The organism is Acetobacter aceti NBRC 14818, assembly GCF_000193495.2.
Classification (GTDB): Bacteria; Pseudomonadota; Alphaproteobacteria; order Acetobacterales; family Acetobacteraceae; genus Acetobacter; species Acetobacter aceti.
On the sequence record NZ_AP023410.1, the window covers coordinates 1,818,233 to 1,835,278 of the forward strand.

Consider the following 17,046-nt stretch of genomic DNA (forward strand, 5'->3'; position numbering starts at 1 on the left):
TTGAAATAAATTGGATAAAATCCATTGGTCGTAGAGGTCGTAACAGGAGTAACTGTCCCAGCCTCATTTGTAAGTTTCAAAAAATAGTCAGATAAAAATTCATAATTTTATATATGAAATTTTCAGTCTATCCTGCCAAGCAAGACAAATAAAACTGCCTGCAAAAACAGATGCCTTCATCAAATCCATCCAGATTATCATACTCTATTTATACAGCTCTGGTGTTTTCAGTCAGAATGACGAAAAAACACTCTTTTCCGGAAAAACCATTTTAAAAAAAACAAAACAGGATTTTCAAAAATACGAAAAACATGCAAGTCACAGCCCCAGCCAGGCAATCCGCGACCCGGCCTACTCTGATACTGTTTTATCCTGTCTCAAACAGCAATGAATAATGGACTGATCACTCACTGCCTCTGAACAGGTTTTCCAGCCCGAGACGCTGACACATCTCACCCGCAACAATGGGTGTGTCATCCAGAGGCTGGACCGGCCAGCGTTCAAGCTCGCCTTCAAACATGCGAATCCTTCCGCATGTTTCCAATGTTTCGAGAAACAGTCCAATTCTGCGCGACTTTCCCGGCAAACGCTGCACATAAACCGGAGCCGCACTCGCTACCGCTTCTGAAATCATCGACACACTGTCGGCCGTAACGACCAGCCAGTCCGCACAGGCGATCAGCCCCCGATAGGGATTGTCATCGCCTCCGCTCCATAAGGTGCCACGCACACTCTCAACAGCATCGCGCAACACCGCCGTCGCTTCAGGCGCAGTACGACGGGACGTCGTGATAAAAAGATTGGCGTCGATTCGCCTCGCAACACTCGCCAGTCGATCAGCAAAACTCTCTGCCTCCTGCCGCCCAAACCGGAAGCGCCCATTCGCGCCCCCCACCAGAACAGCGAGCAGTGGACGCCCTGATACGTTCAGCCTGTCCCGCCACCGTGCATGAGCTTCTGTCAGTTTCGCGGCAGTCAGACCATGCAATGCCGTACGGCTGAGCAGGACATTCGGCCCCTCAATCTCATCATGATAATTGGCGATCACCAGATCGAACCGGTCCGACCGGATCCGGGGATTCTGAATCTGCACAACATGTCGTCCGCTGCGATGCATTGCGGCACCAACGGCCCCTCCCTTTCCCGCTACGCTGAACACCAGATCATCGTGCAGTGGGTCCGGTTTTTTCGACAAGGCTCTCAACGGGTGAGGCCAGAGAGAAGAAGGCAGGCACCGATGCAACAATCCCGTAGCCTGAACCGAGTGAAACCGGGTAGGCAGGGCGACATATTCCGCCAGACCGAATGCCTGCGACCGCATGCCTGCGAGATCTTCGGCCACAACAGAAATTCCGGACGGGGCATAAGGCATTGCGGAAAGCATCTCATCACAGGGGAGCATGAGGTGGAGCCTCACTGACGTCGAAAGGAGCGCAGCTTCCTCTCCGCCCTTTTATGGGATTTCCTCCCGTTTACGAAACACAGGAAACGAATACCGTCCTGCTTCCCGGAATAACAAAGGAAGTTTCTTTCCCAACTCGGGGCACGGGATACGCTTCCTGATTTCAGCGCACTCGTCATCTGCTATATACCACCCAGGACGACAAAAGTTCATGTAGCAGTGACCCATTTGGCAGTTGACAACTTTGTCTGAAGCGGTCCTCTAACAGTCCGGCGCCTGCCCGGCAGAGGTGAGCGCCTGCAATAAGAACGCAAGAAGCAGAGGCTAGTCATGAGCGCCATTGTCGACATCATCGCCCGCGAAATTCTGGACAGTCGTGGCAATCCCACCGTTGAAGTTGAGGTCGAACTGGCTTCCGGCGTCACCGGCCGCGCAGCCGTCCCCTCCGGCGCGTCAACAGGGGCGCACGAAGCAGTAGAACTCCGTGACGGCGACAAGTCCCGTTATGGCGGCAAGGGCGTCCTGAAAGCCTGCGAGAATGTCGAAAGCGAGATCTTCCCGACGCTTCAGGGTGCGGAATCCCAGGACCAGATCGACATCGACAATGCGATGATCGAACTCGACGGCACGCCAAACAAGAGCCGGATGGGTGCGAACGCCATTCTCGGCGTGTCCCTCGCCGTCGCCAAGGCTTCAGCCGCCGAACTGGAAATCCCGCTTTACCGTTATGTCGGTGGTCCTTTCGCTCACGTCCTGCCGGTCCCGATGATGAACATCATCAATGGCGGCGAGCACGCGGACAACCCGATCGATATTCAGGAATTCATGATCCAGCCTGTCGGTGCGCCGACAGTGGCAGACGCCATCCGCTGGGGTTCGGAAATCTTTCATCAGTTGAAGAAATCATTGTCCGCTGACGGTTTCGCCACCAACGTGGGCGACGAAGGTGGTTTCGCGCCCAACCTGAAGTCCGCTGACGAGGCGCTGACCTACATTACCCGCGCCGTGGAAGCCGCTGGCTACCGTCCGGGCGAGGATGTGACGTTCGCACTCGATTGCGCCGCTACCGAATATTACAAGGATGGCAAGTATGTCCTCGCCGGCGAAGGCAAGACGCTGGATGCCGGTGGAATGGTCGCTTACCTCGAGGATCTGACCAAGCGCTTCCCCATTGTCTCCATTGAGGACGGTCTGGCCGAGGATGACTGGGAGGGCTGGACCCTACTGACACAGGCGCTCGGCAAGTCCGTGCAGCTGGTCGGTGACGATCTGTTCGTGACCAATCCCCTCCGTCTGGCGCGTGGCATCGAGGACGGCGTGGCGAACGCCCTGCTCGTGAAAGTGAACCAGATCGGCACGTTGACCGAAACGCTGGCCGCCATGGAAATGGCCCACCGCGCCGGTTACAAGTGCGTGATGAGCCATCGTTCCGGCGAGACGGAAGACACCACCATTTCCGATCTCGCAGTGGCCACGAACTGCGGTCAGATCAAGACCGGTTCGCTCTGCCGCTCGGACCGCACGGCGAAATACAATCAGCTGATGCGCATCGAGCAGGAGCTGGCAACGGCCGCAGCCTATGCCGGCCGCACGATCCTGAAGAAGTAAGATCGCACTCATCTGTCCCCGTTCTTCTGTGGTCGGGGGCAGGTCGGTGATCTGAAAACGACTAAAATTTCCCGAAATGTAATTATTCAGCCATTTCGCCTTTTTTAAGCCATATCTTGCAATACGGTAGGGGACAGGCTTGAAACCCTTGGTTCGATTCTCCCGGAGGTCCCGATTCGTATGCAGCTTGGCCGGATAATCCGACGCGCCGTCAACGCGGTTCTCCCTCCCTCCGTCTTTCTCGCTCTTACAGGGTATTTCTGCTGGCAGGCCACACAAGGCGCGCATGGCCTGAAGTCCTATCACGAGCAGCTTCACCTGCTTGATGAGGCGCATGAGTCTCAGGCCAATGCCGTCACGGAACAGGCGGCCTGGCGTCGTCGTGTGGCGGGCCTGAGCGAAGGCGCGCTGAATGCGGACATTCTGGATGAGCGCGCCCGGGCGATGCTCAATCTGGCCAATCCCAATGATATTGTCGTGCCTTACGACAAGCACGCTCAGCTGTTCTGAGGCTGCATCAGGGAACGTCGTCTTTTTGAAAAAGGTGACATCCTGAAGCTTTTGATTTCAATAAGTTATTAGAAAACAAACTGGGTTCAAAGGGACCGCGTCCCTTTGTGGGGCTCGGGGCAAAGCCCTGTAAATCCCTCCAACAGCCCAAAGAAAAAGCGCCGTTCCCGAAGGAATGGCGCTTTTCGTATGGACTGCGTTTTGAAGCGCAGACCTTATTTGATTTTCGCTTCACGGAAGACGACGTGCTTGCGAGCAACCGGGTCGTACTTCTTCAACTCGAGCTTGCCGGTCTGGGCGCGCGCGTTCTTCTTGGTGACGTAGAAATATCCGGTGTCTGCGGAGGAGACGAGCCGGATCTGGATGACGTTGGACTTTGCCATAAGATCCTCGGAATCGTGCCTGACCGCAGGTCCGGATTTGCACCCCTGATCGCGGCCGTGGTTCAAGTTCGGCGCAAATTGCGCATCCGAGGGCCTCAGGTCAAGCATTCATGCACCTCAAACGCTCCGGAAGCCCCAAAAAGTTTGGAAAAAGCCCATGATCGAGGTCTCAGAAGCCCTTCATCGCATCCTTTCCGCCCTCCCGCTCCTCGGCACGGAGACCATATCGCTGACCGAAGCCTGCGGCCGCATCACCGCCGCGCCGGTGACGGCACGCCTGTTCAATCCCCCCGCCGACGTCTCCTCCATGGATGGTTACGCTGTCAGAGCAGCCGACACGGCGGAAGGCGCGAAACTTCATGTCATCGGTGATATTCCCGCCGGACATCCAAGCGACAGGACGGTCACACCCGGCGCCTGTCTGCGGATTTTCACGGGCAGCCTTGTGCCCGAAGGCGCGGACGCCATCCTGATTCAGGAAAACACCACCCGCGATGGCGATCACATCACGGTGACGGAGCCTGTCACCAGCGGACGTTTCATTCGCCGAAAAGGTCTGGATTTCTCCGAAGGCCAGACGGTTGTGCCAACTGGCAAGAGATTGTCGGCCCGCGATATCGGTATCGCAGCGGCTGCAAACTGCCCGTGGATCACGGTTCGCAGGCGGCCTCGGGTCGCCATTCTCAGCACTGGCGATGAAATCGTTCTGCCCGGTGACACTGTACCGCCCGGCTCCATCGTCGGTTCAGCCGCTTTCATGCTCGCAGCTCTGCTGCGCAAGGCAGGAGCAGAGCCGATCATCCTGCCAGTCGCCCGCGACACGGTCGATTCGCTGACAGGCAGCACCCGGCAACTGGACACGGTCGATCTGCTGCTGACCATCGGAGGGGCCAGTGTCGGTGACTATGATCTCGTCAAGAAAGCCCTTGGTGAGACAGGTCTGGTCACGGATTTCTGGAAGATCGCCATGCGTCCCGGCAAACCGCTGATGTTTGGCCAGATGAACGGGACACCGGTGATCGGGCTTCCCGGCAATCCAGTCGCGGCTTTCGTATGCAGCTTCGTGTTCGTGCTCCCTGCCCTCCGCGCCATGTCCGGCGAGGTCCCGAAAGACGACGGCACCGAGCCCGCCCGTCTGGCCACGGACCTATCCGCTAATGACCAGCGCTTCGATTATCTCCGCGCCACACTGAGCCGAGACGAGAACGGCGTTCTCTGGGCGAAACCCTTTTCCCGACAGGACTCCTCCATGATGGCCCCGCTGGCCGACTGTGACGCGCTGCTGCTGCGCGAACGCTTTGCGCCGGAAGCGAAGCAGGGTGAAGTTTGCCGGATTGTACGGCTGCAAGGGTTGGTGGACTAAGGGTTCATTTCGGGGCTTTGCCCCGTCCCCCACCAAAGGCTCGCCTTTGGAAACCGTTTATGATCAATACATTGGGGTGAAGGGGCCAGTGGTCCCTTCCGGATGCGGGCAAAGCCCATATCAATCCACGCAAGAGACAGTCAGTTGTAATGACCCTATTACCTCAGAACACGCGGGTTGTGCTTCACGTTATCGAAGCCACAGAGGAAGGATTTCTGGAAACGGAAATCCTTTCCACAATTGCCTTGACAGAAACTCCGCTGCCTCTCCAGTCTCGTCCTACATGCCCGCTCAACACACGTTGATGACGATCCGGAGTTCGCGCCTCCTGGAACAGGGATCATAGCGAAACTGGCCCACGGCCGGTTCAACTGTGGAAACTGGAGAGCGCATGACAGCCGATCTTCTTGTTCATAATGCATACATCTATGTCGACCGCGACTGGGAAATTCCCTCCGGCTGGATTGCCATTAAGGATGGCTGTGTTCTGGCCGTTGGCGACAGCAGCAACGAACCCGAGGCGAAGCGCCGCATCTCGGCCAACGGCAGACTGGTCACGCCGGGGCTGATCAACTGTCACCATCACATGTACCAGAACCTGACCCGCTCTTTCGGGCCGGTGACAAACGGCACGCTGTTCGAATGGCTGACCGGGCTTTATCCTCTCTGGGCGAAACTGGACGCGGACACTGTCTATCTTTCGACCTATGTCGCCATTGCCGAGCTTTTGCTGGGCGGCTGCACCACCTCCATGGACCACATGTATGTCCATCCCAAGCCCTTCCTGATCGACGCGCAGTTCAAGGCCGCGAACGAGATCGGCTATCGCTTCTATGCCACACGCGGTTCGATGACACGTTCGGTCGAGGATGGCGGACTGCCGCCTGCCTCTGTCGTCCAGAGCGAGGACGTGATTCTGGAAGACTCGGTCCGATTGGTGGAAAAATTTCACGATGCCGCACCCGGCGCGATGAACCGTGTGGCTCTGGCGCCCTGCTCACTGTTTTCCGTCACCGAACGGATCATGATGGAATCCGCCCGGCTGGCCGAGAAACATGACCTGCGCCTGCACACCCACCTCGCCGAAGATCCTGAGGAAGATGTCTATTGTCAGGAGGTCTATGGCTGCACGCCGGTCGAGTATTTCGAACGCGTGGGATGGGCCACGCCGCGCTCCTGGGTCGCGCATTTCATCTATCCCAAGCCCGAAGAAATCAGCCGCCTCGCCCATGCTGGCGTCTGCACGGCGCAATGTCCCTGCTCGAACATGATGATCGGCGGCGGTTCGGCGGACCTGATGGGCCTGCGGGCGCAGGGGATGCCGGTGGGGCTGGGCTGCGATGGCTCGGCCTCGACAGACAGCGCCTCACTCTGGCTTGAGGCACGGACGGCGCTGCTGCTCGGTCGCTACAAGAACGGGCCACATTCCATGTCGGCGCGCGATGCGCTGGACGCTGCGACGCGTGGGGGAGCCGCCTGCCTTGGGTGGGAGGAGATCGGCCATCTGCGGCCCGGGGCCTGCGCCGATCTGGTGATCTGGCAGATGTCCGAGGTTTCTCTGGCGGGAGCGCTGAGTGACCCGGTCGAGGCGCTGCTGCGGTGCGGTCCGGCAACGGCTGGCACCACCATCGTGAACGGCGTGCCGCTGGTCGAAAATGGCCTACCCAACCTTCCCAACCTGAACGACGTGCTGAAAGAGCACATGAAACAGGCTCGGAGGATCCAGCGGTTGAATCCGTAACCTGACAATGCCTTCGAGCTGGTCAGGGAAGGAACGATCAAAGCACCGTATCGTCATCCCCGTCGCCGCCCGATCTCTTTATGGAGAGCAGCTCCCCCTACGGCACGTTCTTCTCGAGTTCCTCCAGCCACACCCGCGCATTCCCATCAGAGGGCGCACGCCAGTCGCCACGCGGAGACAGGGAGCCGCCCGCCACAACCTTGGGACCATTCGGCATGGCGGACCGCTTGAACTGACTGCTCGTAAAGAAGCGTTGGAGGAAGACGTGCAGCCAGTGCTTGATGGTCGGCAGGTCGTAGGCCTTGCGCTCATCCTCAGGAAAACCGGGCGGCCATGCGCCACTATCCACCTCATTCCACGCATGCCATGCAAGGAAGGCAATCTTGGACGGCCGAAAACCGTAGCGCAGGACGTAGAACAGCGAGAAATCGTGTAGCGCATAGGGACCGATGGTGGCCTCCGTGCTTTGCACCGCTCCATCCGCATCGGCGGGAATCAACTCCGGTGAGATTTCCGTCGCAAGGATGGATTTCAGGATCTCCACAGTATCCGGGCTGAACTGACCCGATGACATGAACCAGCGGATCAGATGCTGGATCAGCGTCTTGGGCAGGCCCGCATTGACGTTGTAATGCGCCATCTGATCGCCCACGCCATAGGTGCACCAGCCGAGCGCCAACTCAGAGAGATCCCCCGTGCCCAGCACAATGCCTCCACGCTGGTTGGCCAGACGGAACAGGAAATCGGTCCGAAGACCGGCCTGCACGTTCTCGAATGTGATGTCATAGACCGGCTCGCCGCGCCCGTAGGGATGGTCGATCTGTTTCAGCATCAGTTCCGAGGCGGGACGGATGTCGATTTCATCGGCGGTCACGCCGAGCGCCTGCATCAGGGCATGAGCATTGCTTTTGGTTGCATCACTGGTGCCGAAACCCGGCATGGTGAAGGCGAGCACCGCGTCTCTTTTCAGACCCAGTTCATCCGCGGCCCTGACGGCGATCAATAGAGCCTGCGTGGAGTCCAGCCCTCCCGACACACCGATCACCATCTTCCGTGCCCTCGTGGCGGCAAGGCGCGTCCGGAGAGCGGAGACCTGAATGGTGCAGGCTTCGTAACAGTCCTGCGCCAGTCGCGCCGGGTCCGAGGGAACAAACGGGAAGCGAGGCACATCGCGCATCAGCCCCAGATCAGACGCCGGGGGGCCAAATCTCCTGACGATCCGCCGCCACAGACCACCATCCTCCTCAACCGACGCATTGGTCGCAAAGGAGGTCATCCGCATCCGCTCCTGACGCAGCAGATCGAGGTCTATGTCAGCCAGCACATGGCGTGCCCCGTTCGGGAAGCGGTCACTCGCTTTCAGCAGGTGACCGTTCTCGAAGATGGACACCTGACCGTCCCACGCCACGTCGGTTGTGGATTCCCCTTCCCCCGCAGCGGCATAGAGATAGGCGGCGTGGCATCGATCGGACTGGGAGCGGCAGAGCATATCCCGCACCTCCGCCTTGCCGACCGTAATGTCGCTGGCCGACAGGTTGGCGATCACGCTGGCCCCAGCCAGCGCCGCACGGGTGCTGGGCGGCAGCGGCACCCACAGATCCTCGCAGATCTCCACACCGACACAGAAGCCGGGAATGTCACGCGCCTCGAACAACAGATCAGTGCCAAACGGCACCTCTCTGCCCGCAACATGAATCATGTCCCCCACAATGCCCGCGCCCGGTGTGAACTGCCGGGCTTCATAGAACTCACGATAATTCGGCAGGTAGGATTTGGGGACGATACCGAGGATTTCGCCCCGATGGATGGCTATGGCGCAGTTATAGAGCGCATCATGGTGACGCAGCGGCGCACCGATCAGGATAAGGGGAAGCAGCGTGCTTGTGGCGAGGGCGATCTCCCCGACCGCCTCCTCTACTGCGTCCAGCAGCACATCCTGCTGACGCAGATCGTCAATGGCGTATCCAGAGAGGCCGAGTTCAGGAAAAACGGTCAGCACCGCGCCCTGTTCGGAGCAGGCCGAGACACATTCAATGATGCGCGCAGCGTTCAGGCGTGGATCAGCAAGCCCCACCGGCAGGGTGCAGGCCGCAACACGAGCGAAACCGTGCCGATAAAGGGAATGGAAGTCCCGCATGGGTGCCCTCACGCAATCCGTAATGTATCAGAGGATCATTCTATAGTCGGAGCAACCGGCGCAGGCCAAACAGCTTCTTGTGTAAGCAGAACGTGGTTTCTGCCGCTTTCCTGAATTTTCCCGACAGGAGACCGGCAGCCTCTCTATTCGGAGAAAACGTCTACATACTTGGCAGAGCGCCGCAGGAAAGCTATGCAGTGCCCCCTTGCGTCCATTCCTGCTGTCATGGGATGCGACTGACCGTTTTGTTTTTTGTGCGGAGTTGAGGCATGAGCTGGCTGACCAAATATGTCCGCCCCAAGATTCGGGGACTGCTCAAGCGCGACGTTCCGGACAATCTGTGGACCAACTGCACGTCCTGCCACCAGATGGTTCTGGTGAAGGAATTACAGCGCACCCTCAATGTCTGCCCGCACTGCGGATTCCACATGAAGGTTCCGGTCGCCGAACGCCTGGAATGGACGTTCGACGCAGGCAGCTATACGCGCATCGAACTGCCTAAGGTCGCCGTCGATCCGCTCGGCTTCCGTGACCAGAAGCGTTACACCGACCGTCTGAAAGACGCCCGCGCCAAGACCGGTCTCGATGAGTCGCTGGCTGTCGCGCACGGCAAGATCACCGGCTATCCGGCGGTCGTTGCAGTCATGGCGTATGAATTCATGGCGGGCACAATGGGTTCGGCTCTGGGTGAAGCGTTTGTCGCCGCCGCCCGTCTGGCCATTCTCCAGCGGTCTCCCCTCGTTATCTTCACAGCGTCCGGTGGCGCGCGCATGCAGGAAGGCCTGATCAGCCTGATGCAGATGCCGCGCACGACGGTCGCTGTGCAGATGCTCAAGGATGCCGGACTGCCTTACATTGTCGTGCTGACCAACCCGACGACGGGTGGTGTCTCGGCCTCTTTCGCCATGCTGGGCGATGTGCAGATTGCCGAGCCGAAAGCCCTGATTGGCTTTGCCGGACCACGCGTGATTGAGGACACGGTCCGTGAGAAGCTGCCGGAAGGCTTCCAGCGTTCCGAGTATCTGCTTGAACACGGCATGCTGGACATGGTCGTCGAGCGCAAGAATCTGCGTGAGACCCTTGGCCGCGTGATCGGTCTGCTGACCGCGGCCCCGCCGGGCGACGTGTTCACGGAAACCCTGCCTGACCCGGAAGAGCCGGGCTCCGAGGACAATCCGCTCCCCGTCAACTAAGCGGCAACCGGCTTTTTTACGGGGCAAGATGCATGCGTCTTGTCCTGAGACCTGCTCTGACATGGAGGCCCACGCCCCTCCCGGCGCATGCCCCGGAGTGAAACAGCATGACCGACACTCCCTCGCCCCGCAAACCAGCTCTCGGAGCGGAATTCACGGGCCGGACCGGCACCGTTCTCGAACGGCTCAACCGGCTCTATCCGGCCCTGATCGACCTGTCGCTGGGACGGCTTGAGACCCTGCTGGCCAAACTCGGTCATCCCGAACAGCATCTCCCTTCCGTCATCCACGTTGCCGGAACCAATGGCAAAGGCAGCACCTGCGCCAATCTCCGCGCCATTGGCGAAGCTGCTGGCTGGCGTGTGCATGTCATGTCATCGCCACATCTGGTGGATGTGACGGAACGCTTCCGTGTCGCCGGCAAGCTGGTCAGCGAAGAGGAACTGGTCGCCACACTGGAAGAGATCGAACAGGTGAATGGTGGCGAACCGATCACCGTGTTCGAGGTGCTGACAGCCGCCGGATTCCTGCTGTTCTCACGGCATCCTGCCGAACTGGCCGTCATCGAGGTCGGGCTGGGTGGCCGTTTTGACGCTACAAATGTTCTGGCACGTCCCGCCGCCTGCGCCATCACGGCCATCTCGATGGACCACGAGGCCTTTCTGGGCAGCACCCTCGCCGCCATCGCTGGCGAAAAAGCGGGTATCATCAAGTCGGACGTGCCGGTTGTCACAGGGCGTCAGCCTCAGGCGGTGCAGAACGTTCTGGCAATGGAGGCTGACGTCAAAGGTGCGCCTCTCCTGCTGCGCGACCGTGACTGGGAGCTGACACGTAGCGCGGATGGACTCTCCCTGCTTTACAAGGATGCCAAGGGAGCTCTGACGCTCCCGCTCCCGGCCCTGACCGGCACCCATCAGGATGACAATGCCGGGCTTGCCGTGGCCACCCTGCGCGCCAGCGGGCTTGCCGTGCCCGAGTCGGCATGGGCAGGAATCGCTCACACACGCTGGCCCGCACGGCTTCAGAAACTCGAAGGCGTGCTCGCGGCCCAGCTCCCGACGGGATGGGAACTGTGGCTGGACGGCGGCCATAACCCCGGTGCTGGCGAGGCGCTGGTGCCTGTGCTGGAGCAATGGTCTGATCGGCCACTGCATATTCTGGTGGGTATGAAGCAGACCAAGGACGCTTCAGGTTTTCTCGCGCCTCTTCTCGAGCATGCAACTTCCGTCTATGCAGTCGCGGAACCGGACCAGCATCTGGCGCTGCCTGTGGAAGCCATCGTGGAAGCTTCTCATGGACGAGCGCAGCCCGGCCCTGACATTGCCACAGCACTGGCGAACCTGTCTGGCAAAGAGGAAAAGGCTGCGCGCGTCCTGATCTGCGGCAGTCTTTATCTGGCCGGAGTTGTATTGAAAAAAGACGGATGGCGCGCTGAGTAGGCGGGTTTTGTAAGGAGTCGTTAACCGTCTCGCCTTAGGAGAAACACAGATACTGTTTCTCTTCCGAGCGAGGCGCCCTTGCGCAAGATTCTCCTGTGTCTGGGCCTTTCCATGGTGGCGCTGTCCTCTGCCCGGCAGGCCTATGCCCAGTTCGCTCCCGAGCACAGCGCGTCCTATCTGGACGCACGACGGGATTCCGAGCTACGCCACCAGACGCTCAGCCGGATGCTGATGACCATGAACATGGACCCCGGCGACGAAGGCGTCGTGGATACGTCGCCTCTCACACAGTACCGCATGCCGACACATCGTTTCGAGCCGGAAGAAGGCCAGCAACATCCGCGGCGCCATCGCTCTCTGCCCGATGAGCCATCGTCCTACCGTCCCGGTAGCTCTTACCAGGGGTCTTCCCATATTCCGGCCGTCGTTCAGGTCAATCGGGAAATCGGGCTTTCCATGACGGGTGCGTGGAGCAACTACAAGGAAAAGCTCCCCTGGCAGGGGGCCAGCACCGGATATGACCGGGAAACCGGCTGGGTGCCAGGCTTCCAGCTTGATGTCGCCGACATGTTCGATATGTACGAAATCGATCATGTCTTTCTCGCCGCGCACTTCGCACTTGGCGACGGCAACGTATCCTACAAGGGATCAGCATCTGATGGTCTAGGCGATGTCTGGCCGCTCAACAGCACCTCACACCGGATGACCACAGACAGCCGGATTGAAATCGGCAAGGGTCTGATGGTCAATGATCGCTTCATGATTACCCCGACGATCGTCGGCGGTTACTGGTCATGGAACCGGGATATCCAGTCAGCCGGCGGTGTCCCGAAAAGTTCGGAAGCCTATGGCGGCTTCCTCGCCGGTATTCAGGTGAGGCTCGATTACGCCATTACCGATGCATTCGTCCTCAGGGGACGGCTTGCATGGACGGAACTGCTGGGCTCACGCATGGACGCAGCAAACGCAACGGGCACTTTCCATCTTCGCCCCCGCCCGGAATGGACAGCTGGTCTTGATTTCGATTACCGCATTGCCCGGTCGCTTCATGTGATTGGAGGCGTGCAATACACATATTATTCGTTTGGCCGCAGTCAGCTCATTGATCAGCACAATGGTTTCTATGCGCTCGAACCCAGCAGCTGGACCAATGGTGTCACCCTTCATTCCGGGGTTGCTTACGGCTTCTGATATAAATTCCTTACTGGGTTTCCGGGACAGGACAGACAGAATACTGCCTTGCACTTCTTCCTGTTCAAAATCCGGATCGTAGAAACTGCTGACAGTAAAACGACAAACCTGGAGTTGTCATTTTGAGAAGATAATATTCTTAGGCAACCTTTGAAAATCACCACAATTGAGCTGATGTGTCTTCCCGAATTCTTTCAGATGACGACATCAGGATCAAGACCAGTATTTTTCCATTTTTCTGTAATTTTTCTCATCGTGAGGGTGCGCCCGTTATCAGGGACGGTTAAGCAGCCATAAAAGGCATGCGTGACCAGGGAACACCGCTTCATGGATTGAAAACAGTCTGATCAGACAATTATTTCCTACTTAATAAAACTATATTTCATACATGATTGTATAAAAATATAGGATTACTGATTTCCCATTCTGCAATTTTACCCAGAACGTATCAAAAAAATAGAAAGCTATCTTACTGTTCGGCAGAAATTCATTTCCAAAAGACGCATTTTTAAAAAATAATTTTTTGCAAATACATGAATTACAATACAGACGATAATAAAGAGCACTGATATATGAGCGACACATCCACGGACATTCCCCTGATCTCCCCGGCCTATACGCTAACAGGACCCGCATCCCTGTCCGTGGGTTCCAAAGCCATCTTCAGCGTGACACCCACAGCAGGCACAACACTGTCGGCTCCCTTGATCATCACCCCCACATGCACGTTGTCCGGCACTTTTATCCCGGCAACCGTTACCCTGCCCGCCGGTTCCACCAGCACCGTGACGTTTACATTCACACCGATGGAAGCAGGTTCAGGCACGCTGAGCACAACAAACTCTGCCGGTCTGACCGACCCCATTGCTCTTTCCGTATTCTCGATCGCTCTTTCCAATAGCTTCACAACCTACACACTGACAGGCGCCACCAGCCTAATCGCTGGCGTTGCATCCACCTACACCATCACACCCGGTTCCGGAGCAGCCTCGTCACAGGCCATTGCAATCACGCCTCTCTGCACACTGACAGGCACTTTCTCACCAGCAGTCGTCTCTTTGCCAGCAGGTTCCACCAGCGCTGTCACATTCACTTTCACCCCGACGGCCAGCGGCGTGGGGACACTCAGCACGAGCAGCAATGGATCGCTGACTGATCCGGGAGATCTGTTTATAACAGTTGCTTCCACACAGACGCCTTTTACACAATACTCCCTGACGGGACCACAGGCGCTGACCGTAGGTTCAGCCGCCACCTACACAATCACTCCGGGAATCGGCACAGCCAATACAAAAGCGATTACAATCGTTCCCAATTGCACACTGGCTGGAACATTTTCTCCACAAACCAGCACCATTCCTGCAGGATCGACAGCGCCCTTAACGTTCACATTCACTCCCTCCGTTGCGGGAACAGGCAATTTCACTGTTACCAACTCAGCCGCGCTGAGTAATCCGGCCGCGTTCACCGTCACCGCCATGACGTTCAGTTCCGCCTATACGCTTACAGTCGACTCTTCAGCGTTCCTCTTCTCTCCCGGAAACTGGACCGGTGATGAAGGACGTGACGGCTCACTCTGGCGCAGCACCTGGAATCCGGGAGCATGGTTTCAGATTTCATGGCTGGCTTCAGCAACTCCTACAGCCACACTTCATCTCGGTCCGGAGAATACTGGCGCCTATATCACCTATTTTCTCAATGGAGTTGCAACCAGAGACATTGCAGCGAAAACCGACCTGACGCTTTCCAATATTCTGCCGGGACAGGTCAACAGACTGGAAGTCTTTCTGACACGAACACCAGCTTCAGACCGCTGGAACAAGGGAAACAACTGCCTCACCGTCAGCGGCCTGACGATCGATCCAGCTTCCTCGGCTGCCTATATCGTCGCAGAACGCCCATGGGGCAAGCTGGTGGGCGATGATACGACAGAGGGCACATCCGCTGATGCTGGCAGCGATAATGTGCTTTCATCCTATGCCTATTTCCTGTTGCGCGGCATGGAGACAGCAGGTTACCGGACCTGCATATCGGCCTGTGCCGGTTCAGGCTACATCACTGCTGGTGACAGCACGAAAGATGTTCCGGCATTTTACTCGGTCACAGGATCAAGCAACGGTCTTGGCGGAGCGTATAGCGACACAAAAAGTCGTTGGAATCTCGTTGATTCCGGCATTTCGGCTCTTGATAGCAATGGCCTTCTCAGTTCTTACGGGGATATCGGGACGCCTCCAAGCTGGATTGCCTTCAATCTTCTGTCCCGTGACGCGCTGGCTTATGCCAATCAGTCTGACGCGCAAGCTGCAATGACACAGTGCCTCACCGCTCACAGGGCAGCAGCGCCTGATGCATGGCTGTTCGCCATCATGCCTTTTGGTTTTCGCTATGCCACGACGTACAGCGTCACCTGGCCCCAACTTTTTACAAATGCAGTCACCAACTACAGGCTGTCCAATCCTGACGATGACAAGGTCGTCGTTGTGGACCCTGGAACCGATCTTGCCGTTCTTCTGGGATCCAACCGGGACTGGTACACGACAACCGATGGCAGCCAACTGCTGGAAACCGGGCAGGCAATTTTTGCCTCCGTTGTCTCAAGCACCATCCTCGGTAGTATGACGACTCATAATGACAGAACATACACTTATTACTAAGTAAGATATTTTCATTTATTTTCAGAAATAAGGTCAATCGACCATCATAAAAAAGGGTGTTCCACTCACATGGAACACCCTTTTGAACTTCAGAGAACTGAACGCTGACTTCAGCCAGCAAGAACTTTCTCAAGAAGATCCAGGCCTTCATTCAGCACTTCGTCACTGATGGTCAGAGGCGGCAGCAGACGAACCGTCTCGCCGAGAACGCCACAGGACAGCACGATGAGACCCGCTTCCGCCGCACGCGCGCAGATCTGGCCCGCACCACCGGCTTTCACCTCGTCAGATCCGTGGGCGCTGAGCACATCGAAACCAACCATTGCGCCGAGACCATGAGCCTTGCCAACCGGCGTCAGATCGGTGCGCTCTGCCCAGCCCGCAATGCGCTTGCTGATCGTCGCACCGATATGCTCTGCACGGGCACAGAGCTTTTCCTTTTCGATGACATCCAGAACAGCGAGACCTGCTGCACAGGCGAGCGGAGAGCCACCATAGGTGCCACCCAGACCGCCCGGACGGACAGCATCCATGATCTCTGCACGACCGACGACACCGGACAGCGGGAATCCGCCACCAAGAGCCTTGGCGACCGAGATCAGGTCAGGCTTGACGTCCGAATGCTGGATGCCAAACAGCTTGCCTGTACGGGCAAAACCGGTCTGGACTTCATCCGCAATCAGCAGAATACCGTGCTTCGTGCAACGCTCGCGCAGACCTTCCAGCAGTTCCTTCGGGCTTACCCGGAAGCCGCCCTCACCCTGAATCGGCTCAATGATGATCGCAGCCACGCGGGACGGATCAATGTCCGCAGCAAACATCAGGTCAAGCGCATTGAGGCTGTCCGCAACCGACACGCCACGAGCCGGGAACGGCGCATGGAAAACGTCACCCGGCATGGTGCCGAACTGCGTCTTGTAGGGGTTCACCTTGCCGGTCATGGCAGATGCAAGCAGCGTGCGGCCATGGAAGCCACCGGTAAAAGCGATAACGCCTGAACGGCCTGTGGCGGCGCGAGCGATCTTCACAGCGTTCTCGGTCGCTTCCGCGCCTGTCGTGAAGAAGATGCTTTTCGCCGGGCCATCGAACGGTGCTGCGGCATTCAGACGTTCTGCAAGGGCAATATAGTTTTCATACGGAGCGACCTGAAAGCCCGTATGGCTGAAATGCTCAAGCTGTTCCTGCACAGCCTGAATGACAGCCGGATGACGATGGCCAACGTTGACCACAGCGATGCCTGCTGCAAAGTCAACGTAGCGCCGTCCTTCGACATCCCACAGTTCAGCCCCCTGAGCGCGATCCGCATAAATAGCGGTCGCCGACCCCACACCAACAGGAACGGCGGCTGCACGACGAGCCGACAGATCCTTATTGCTCTTGCCTGTACTCACGTTTCTTTTCCTATCCAAAAACTGTCCGGCTGGC

General features: G+C 57.8%; 12 protein-coding genes. 8 read left to right on the forward strand and 4 right to left on the reverse strand.

Annotated elements, in window-relative coordinates; translation table 11 throughout:
- Positions 1-403: 403 nt before the first annotated feature.
- A complete protein-coding gene (locus EMQ_RS08210) occupies positions 404-1,402 on the reverse strand; it encodes a mitochondrial fission ELM1 family protein (protein WP_010667836.1) in 999 nt (332 codons plus the stop codon).
- A gap of 330 nt (positions 1,403-1,732) precedes the next feature.
- On the opposite strand from EMQ_RS08210, the gene eno reads away from it, so the two are divergent.
- Together eno and EMQ_RS08220 are read left to right on the forward strand one after the other, a co-directional pair.
- Positions 1,733-3,010 (forward strand): phosphopyruvate hydratase, encoded by a 1,278-nt coding sequence (gene eno, locus EMQ_RS08215; RefSeq protein ID WP_010667837.1) that lies wholly within the window; start codon positions 1,733-1,735, stop codon positions 3,008-3,010.
- 180 nt (positions 3,011-3,190) lie between these two features.
- Complete coding sequence (locus tag EMQ_RS08220) at positions 3,191-3,520, forward strand: FtsB family cell division protein (protein WP_018308182.1); 330 nt, start codon at positions 3,191-3,193, stop codon at positions 3,518-3,520.
- A gap of 215 nt (positions 3,521-3,735) precedes the next feature.
- On the opposite strand, the gene rpmG is transcribed toward EMQ_RS08220, so the two are convergent.
- Positions 3,736-3,903, reverse strand: a complete 168-nt coding sequence (gene rpmG / locus EMQ_RS08225) for a 50S ribosomal protein L33 (RefSeq protein ID WP_010668957.1) — start codon at positions 3,901-3,903, stop codon at positions 3,736-3,738.
- 157 nt (positions 3,904-4,060) lie between these two features.
- On the opposite strand from rpmG, the gene EMQ_RS08230 reads away from it, so the two are divergent.
- Both EMQ_RS08230 and EMQ_RS08235 read left to right on the forward strand, forming a co-directional pair.
- Positions 4,061-5,266 (forward strand): molybdopterin molybdotransferase MoeA, encoded by a 1,206-nt coding sequence (locus EMQ_RS08230; RefSeq protein WP_010668956.1) that lies wholly within the window; start codon positions 4,061-4,063, stop codon positions 5,264-5,266.
- Positions 5,267-5,657: 391 nt separating this feature from the next.
- Complete coding sequence (locus EMQ_RS08235) at positions 5,658-7,007, forward strand: 8-oxoguanine deaminase (protein WP_010665924.1); 1,350 nt, start codon at positions 5,658-5,660, stop codon at positions 7,005-7,007.
- Between the two features lie 97 nt (positions 7,008-7,104).
- Here EMQ_RS08235 and EMQ_RS08240 read toward each other — a convergent pair whose 3' ends face one another.
- A complete protein-coding gene (locus EMQ_RS08240) occupies positions 7,105-9,144 on the reverse strand; it encodes an NAD(+) synthase (protein ID WP_010665923.1) in 2,040 nt (679 codons plus the stop codon).
- A 269-nt stretch (positions 9,145-9,413) separates the two neighbouring features.
- On the opposite strand from EMQ_RS08240, the gene accD reads away from it, so the two are divergent.
- The 4 genes from accD (at position 9,414) to EMQ_RS08260 (ending at position 15,621) form a co-directional block, all read left to right on the forward strand.
- Positions 9,414-10,337 carry an acetyl-CoA carboxylase, carboxyltransferase subunit beta gene (accD, locus tag EMQ_RS08245; RefSeq protein ID WP_010665922.1) on the forward strand — a complete coding sequence of 308 codons (924 nt, stop codon included), beginning with the start codon at positions 9,414-9,416 and terminating at the stop codon, positions 10,335-10,337.
- A 107-nt stretch (positions 10,338-10,444) separates the two neighbouring features.
- Positions 10,445-11,776, forward strand: a complete 1,332-nt coding sequence (locus tag EMQ_RS08250; RefSeq protein WP_010665921.1) for a bifunctional folylpolyglutamate synthase/dihydrofolate synthase — start codon at positions 10,445-10,447, stop codon at positions 11,774-11,776.
- Positions 11,777-11,854: 78 nt separating this feature from the next.
- Entirely contained in the window at positions 11,855-12,967 is a 1,113-nt protein-coding gene (locus tag EMQ_RS08255) for a hypothetical protein (RefSeq protein ID WP_010665920.1), read from the forward strand.
- 572 nt (positions 12,968-13,539) lie between these two features.
- A complete protein-coding gene (locus EMQ_RS08260; RefSeq protein WP_018308179.1) occupies positions 13,540-15,621 on the forward strand; it encodes a pilus assembly protein in 2,082 nt (693 codons plus the stop codon).
- A gap of 110 nt (positions 15,622-15,731) precedes the next feature.
- Here EMQ_RS08260 and gabT read toward each other — a convergent pair whose 3' ends face one another.
- A complete protein-coding gene (gene gabT / locus EMQ_RS08265; RefSeq protein ID WP_010667295.1) occupies positions 15,732-17,012 on the reverse strand; it encodes a 4-aminobutyrate--2-oxoglutarate transaminase in 1,281 nt (426 codons plus the stop codon).
- Positions 17,013-17,046: the final 34 nt, after the last annotated feature.

What these genes read in the sequence shown, in the direction of transcription:
- EMQ_RS08210 (WP_010667836.1), bottom strand. Translation starts at nt 1,402, where the DNA reads ATGCTCCCCTGTGATGAGATGCTTTCCGCAATGCCTTATGCCCCGTCC.
- eno (WP_010667837.1), top strand. Translation starts at nt 1,733, where the DNA reads ATGAGCGCCATTGTCGACATCATCGCCCGCGAAATTCTGGACAGTCGT.
- EMQ_RS08220 (WP_018308182.1), top strand. Translation starts at nt 3,191, where the DNA reads ATGCAGCTTGGCCGGATAATCCGACGCGCCGTCAACGCGGTTCTCCCT.
- rpmG (WP_010668957.1), bottom strand. Translation starts at nt 3,903, where the DNA reads ATGGCAAAGTCCAACGTCATCCAGATCCGGCTCGTCTCCTCCGCAGAC.
- EMQ_RS08230 (WP_010668956.1), top strand. Translation starts at nt 4,061, where the DNA reads ATGATCGAGGTCTCAGAAGCCCTTCATCGCATCCTTTCCGCCCTCCCG.
- EMQ_RS08235 (WP_010665924.1), top strand. Translation starts at nt 5,658, where the DNA reads ATGACAGCCGATCTTCTTGTTCATAATGCATACATCTATGTCGACCGC.
- EMQ_RS08240 (WP_010665923.1), bottom strand. Translation starts at nt 9,144, where the DNA reads ATGCGGGACTTCCATTCCCTTTATCGGCACGGTTTCGCTCGTGTTGCG.
- accD (WP_010665922.1), top strand. Translation starts at nt 9,414, where the DNA reads ATGAGCTGGCTGACCAAATATGTCCGCCCCAAGATTCGGGGACTGCTC.
- EMQ_RS08250 (WP_010665921.1), top strand. Translation starts at nt 10,445, where the DNA reads ATGACCGACACTCCCTCGCCCCGCAAACCAGCTCTCGGAGCGGAATTC.
- EMQ_RS08260 (WP_018308179.1), top strand. Translation starts at nt 13,540, where the DNA reads ATGAGCGACACATCCACGGACATTCCCCTGATCTCCCCGGCCTATACG.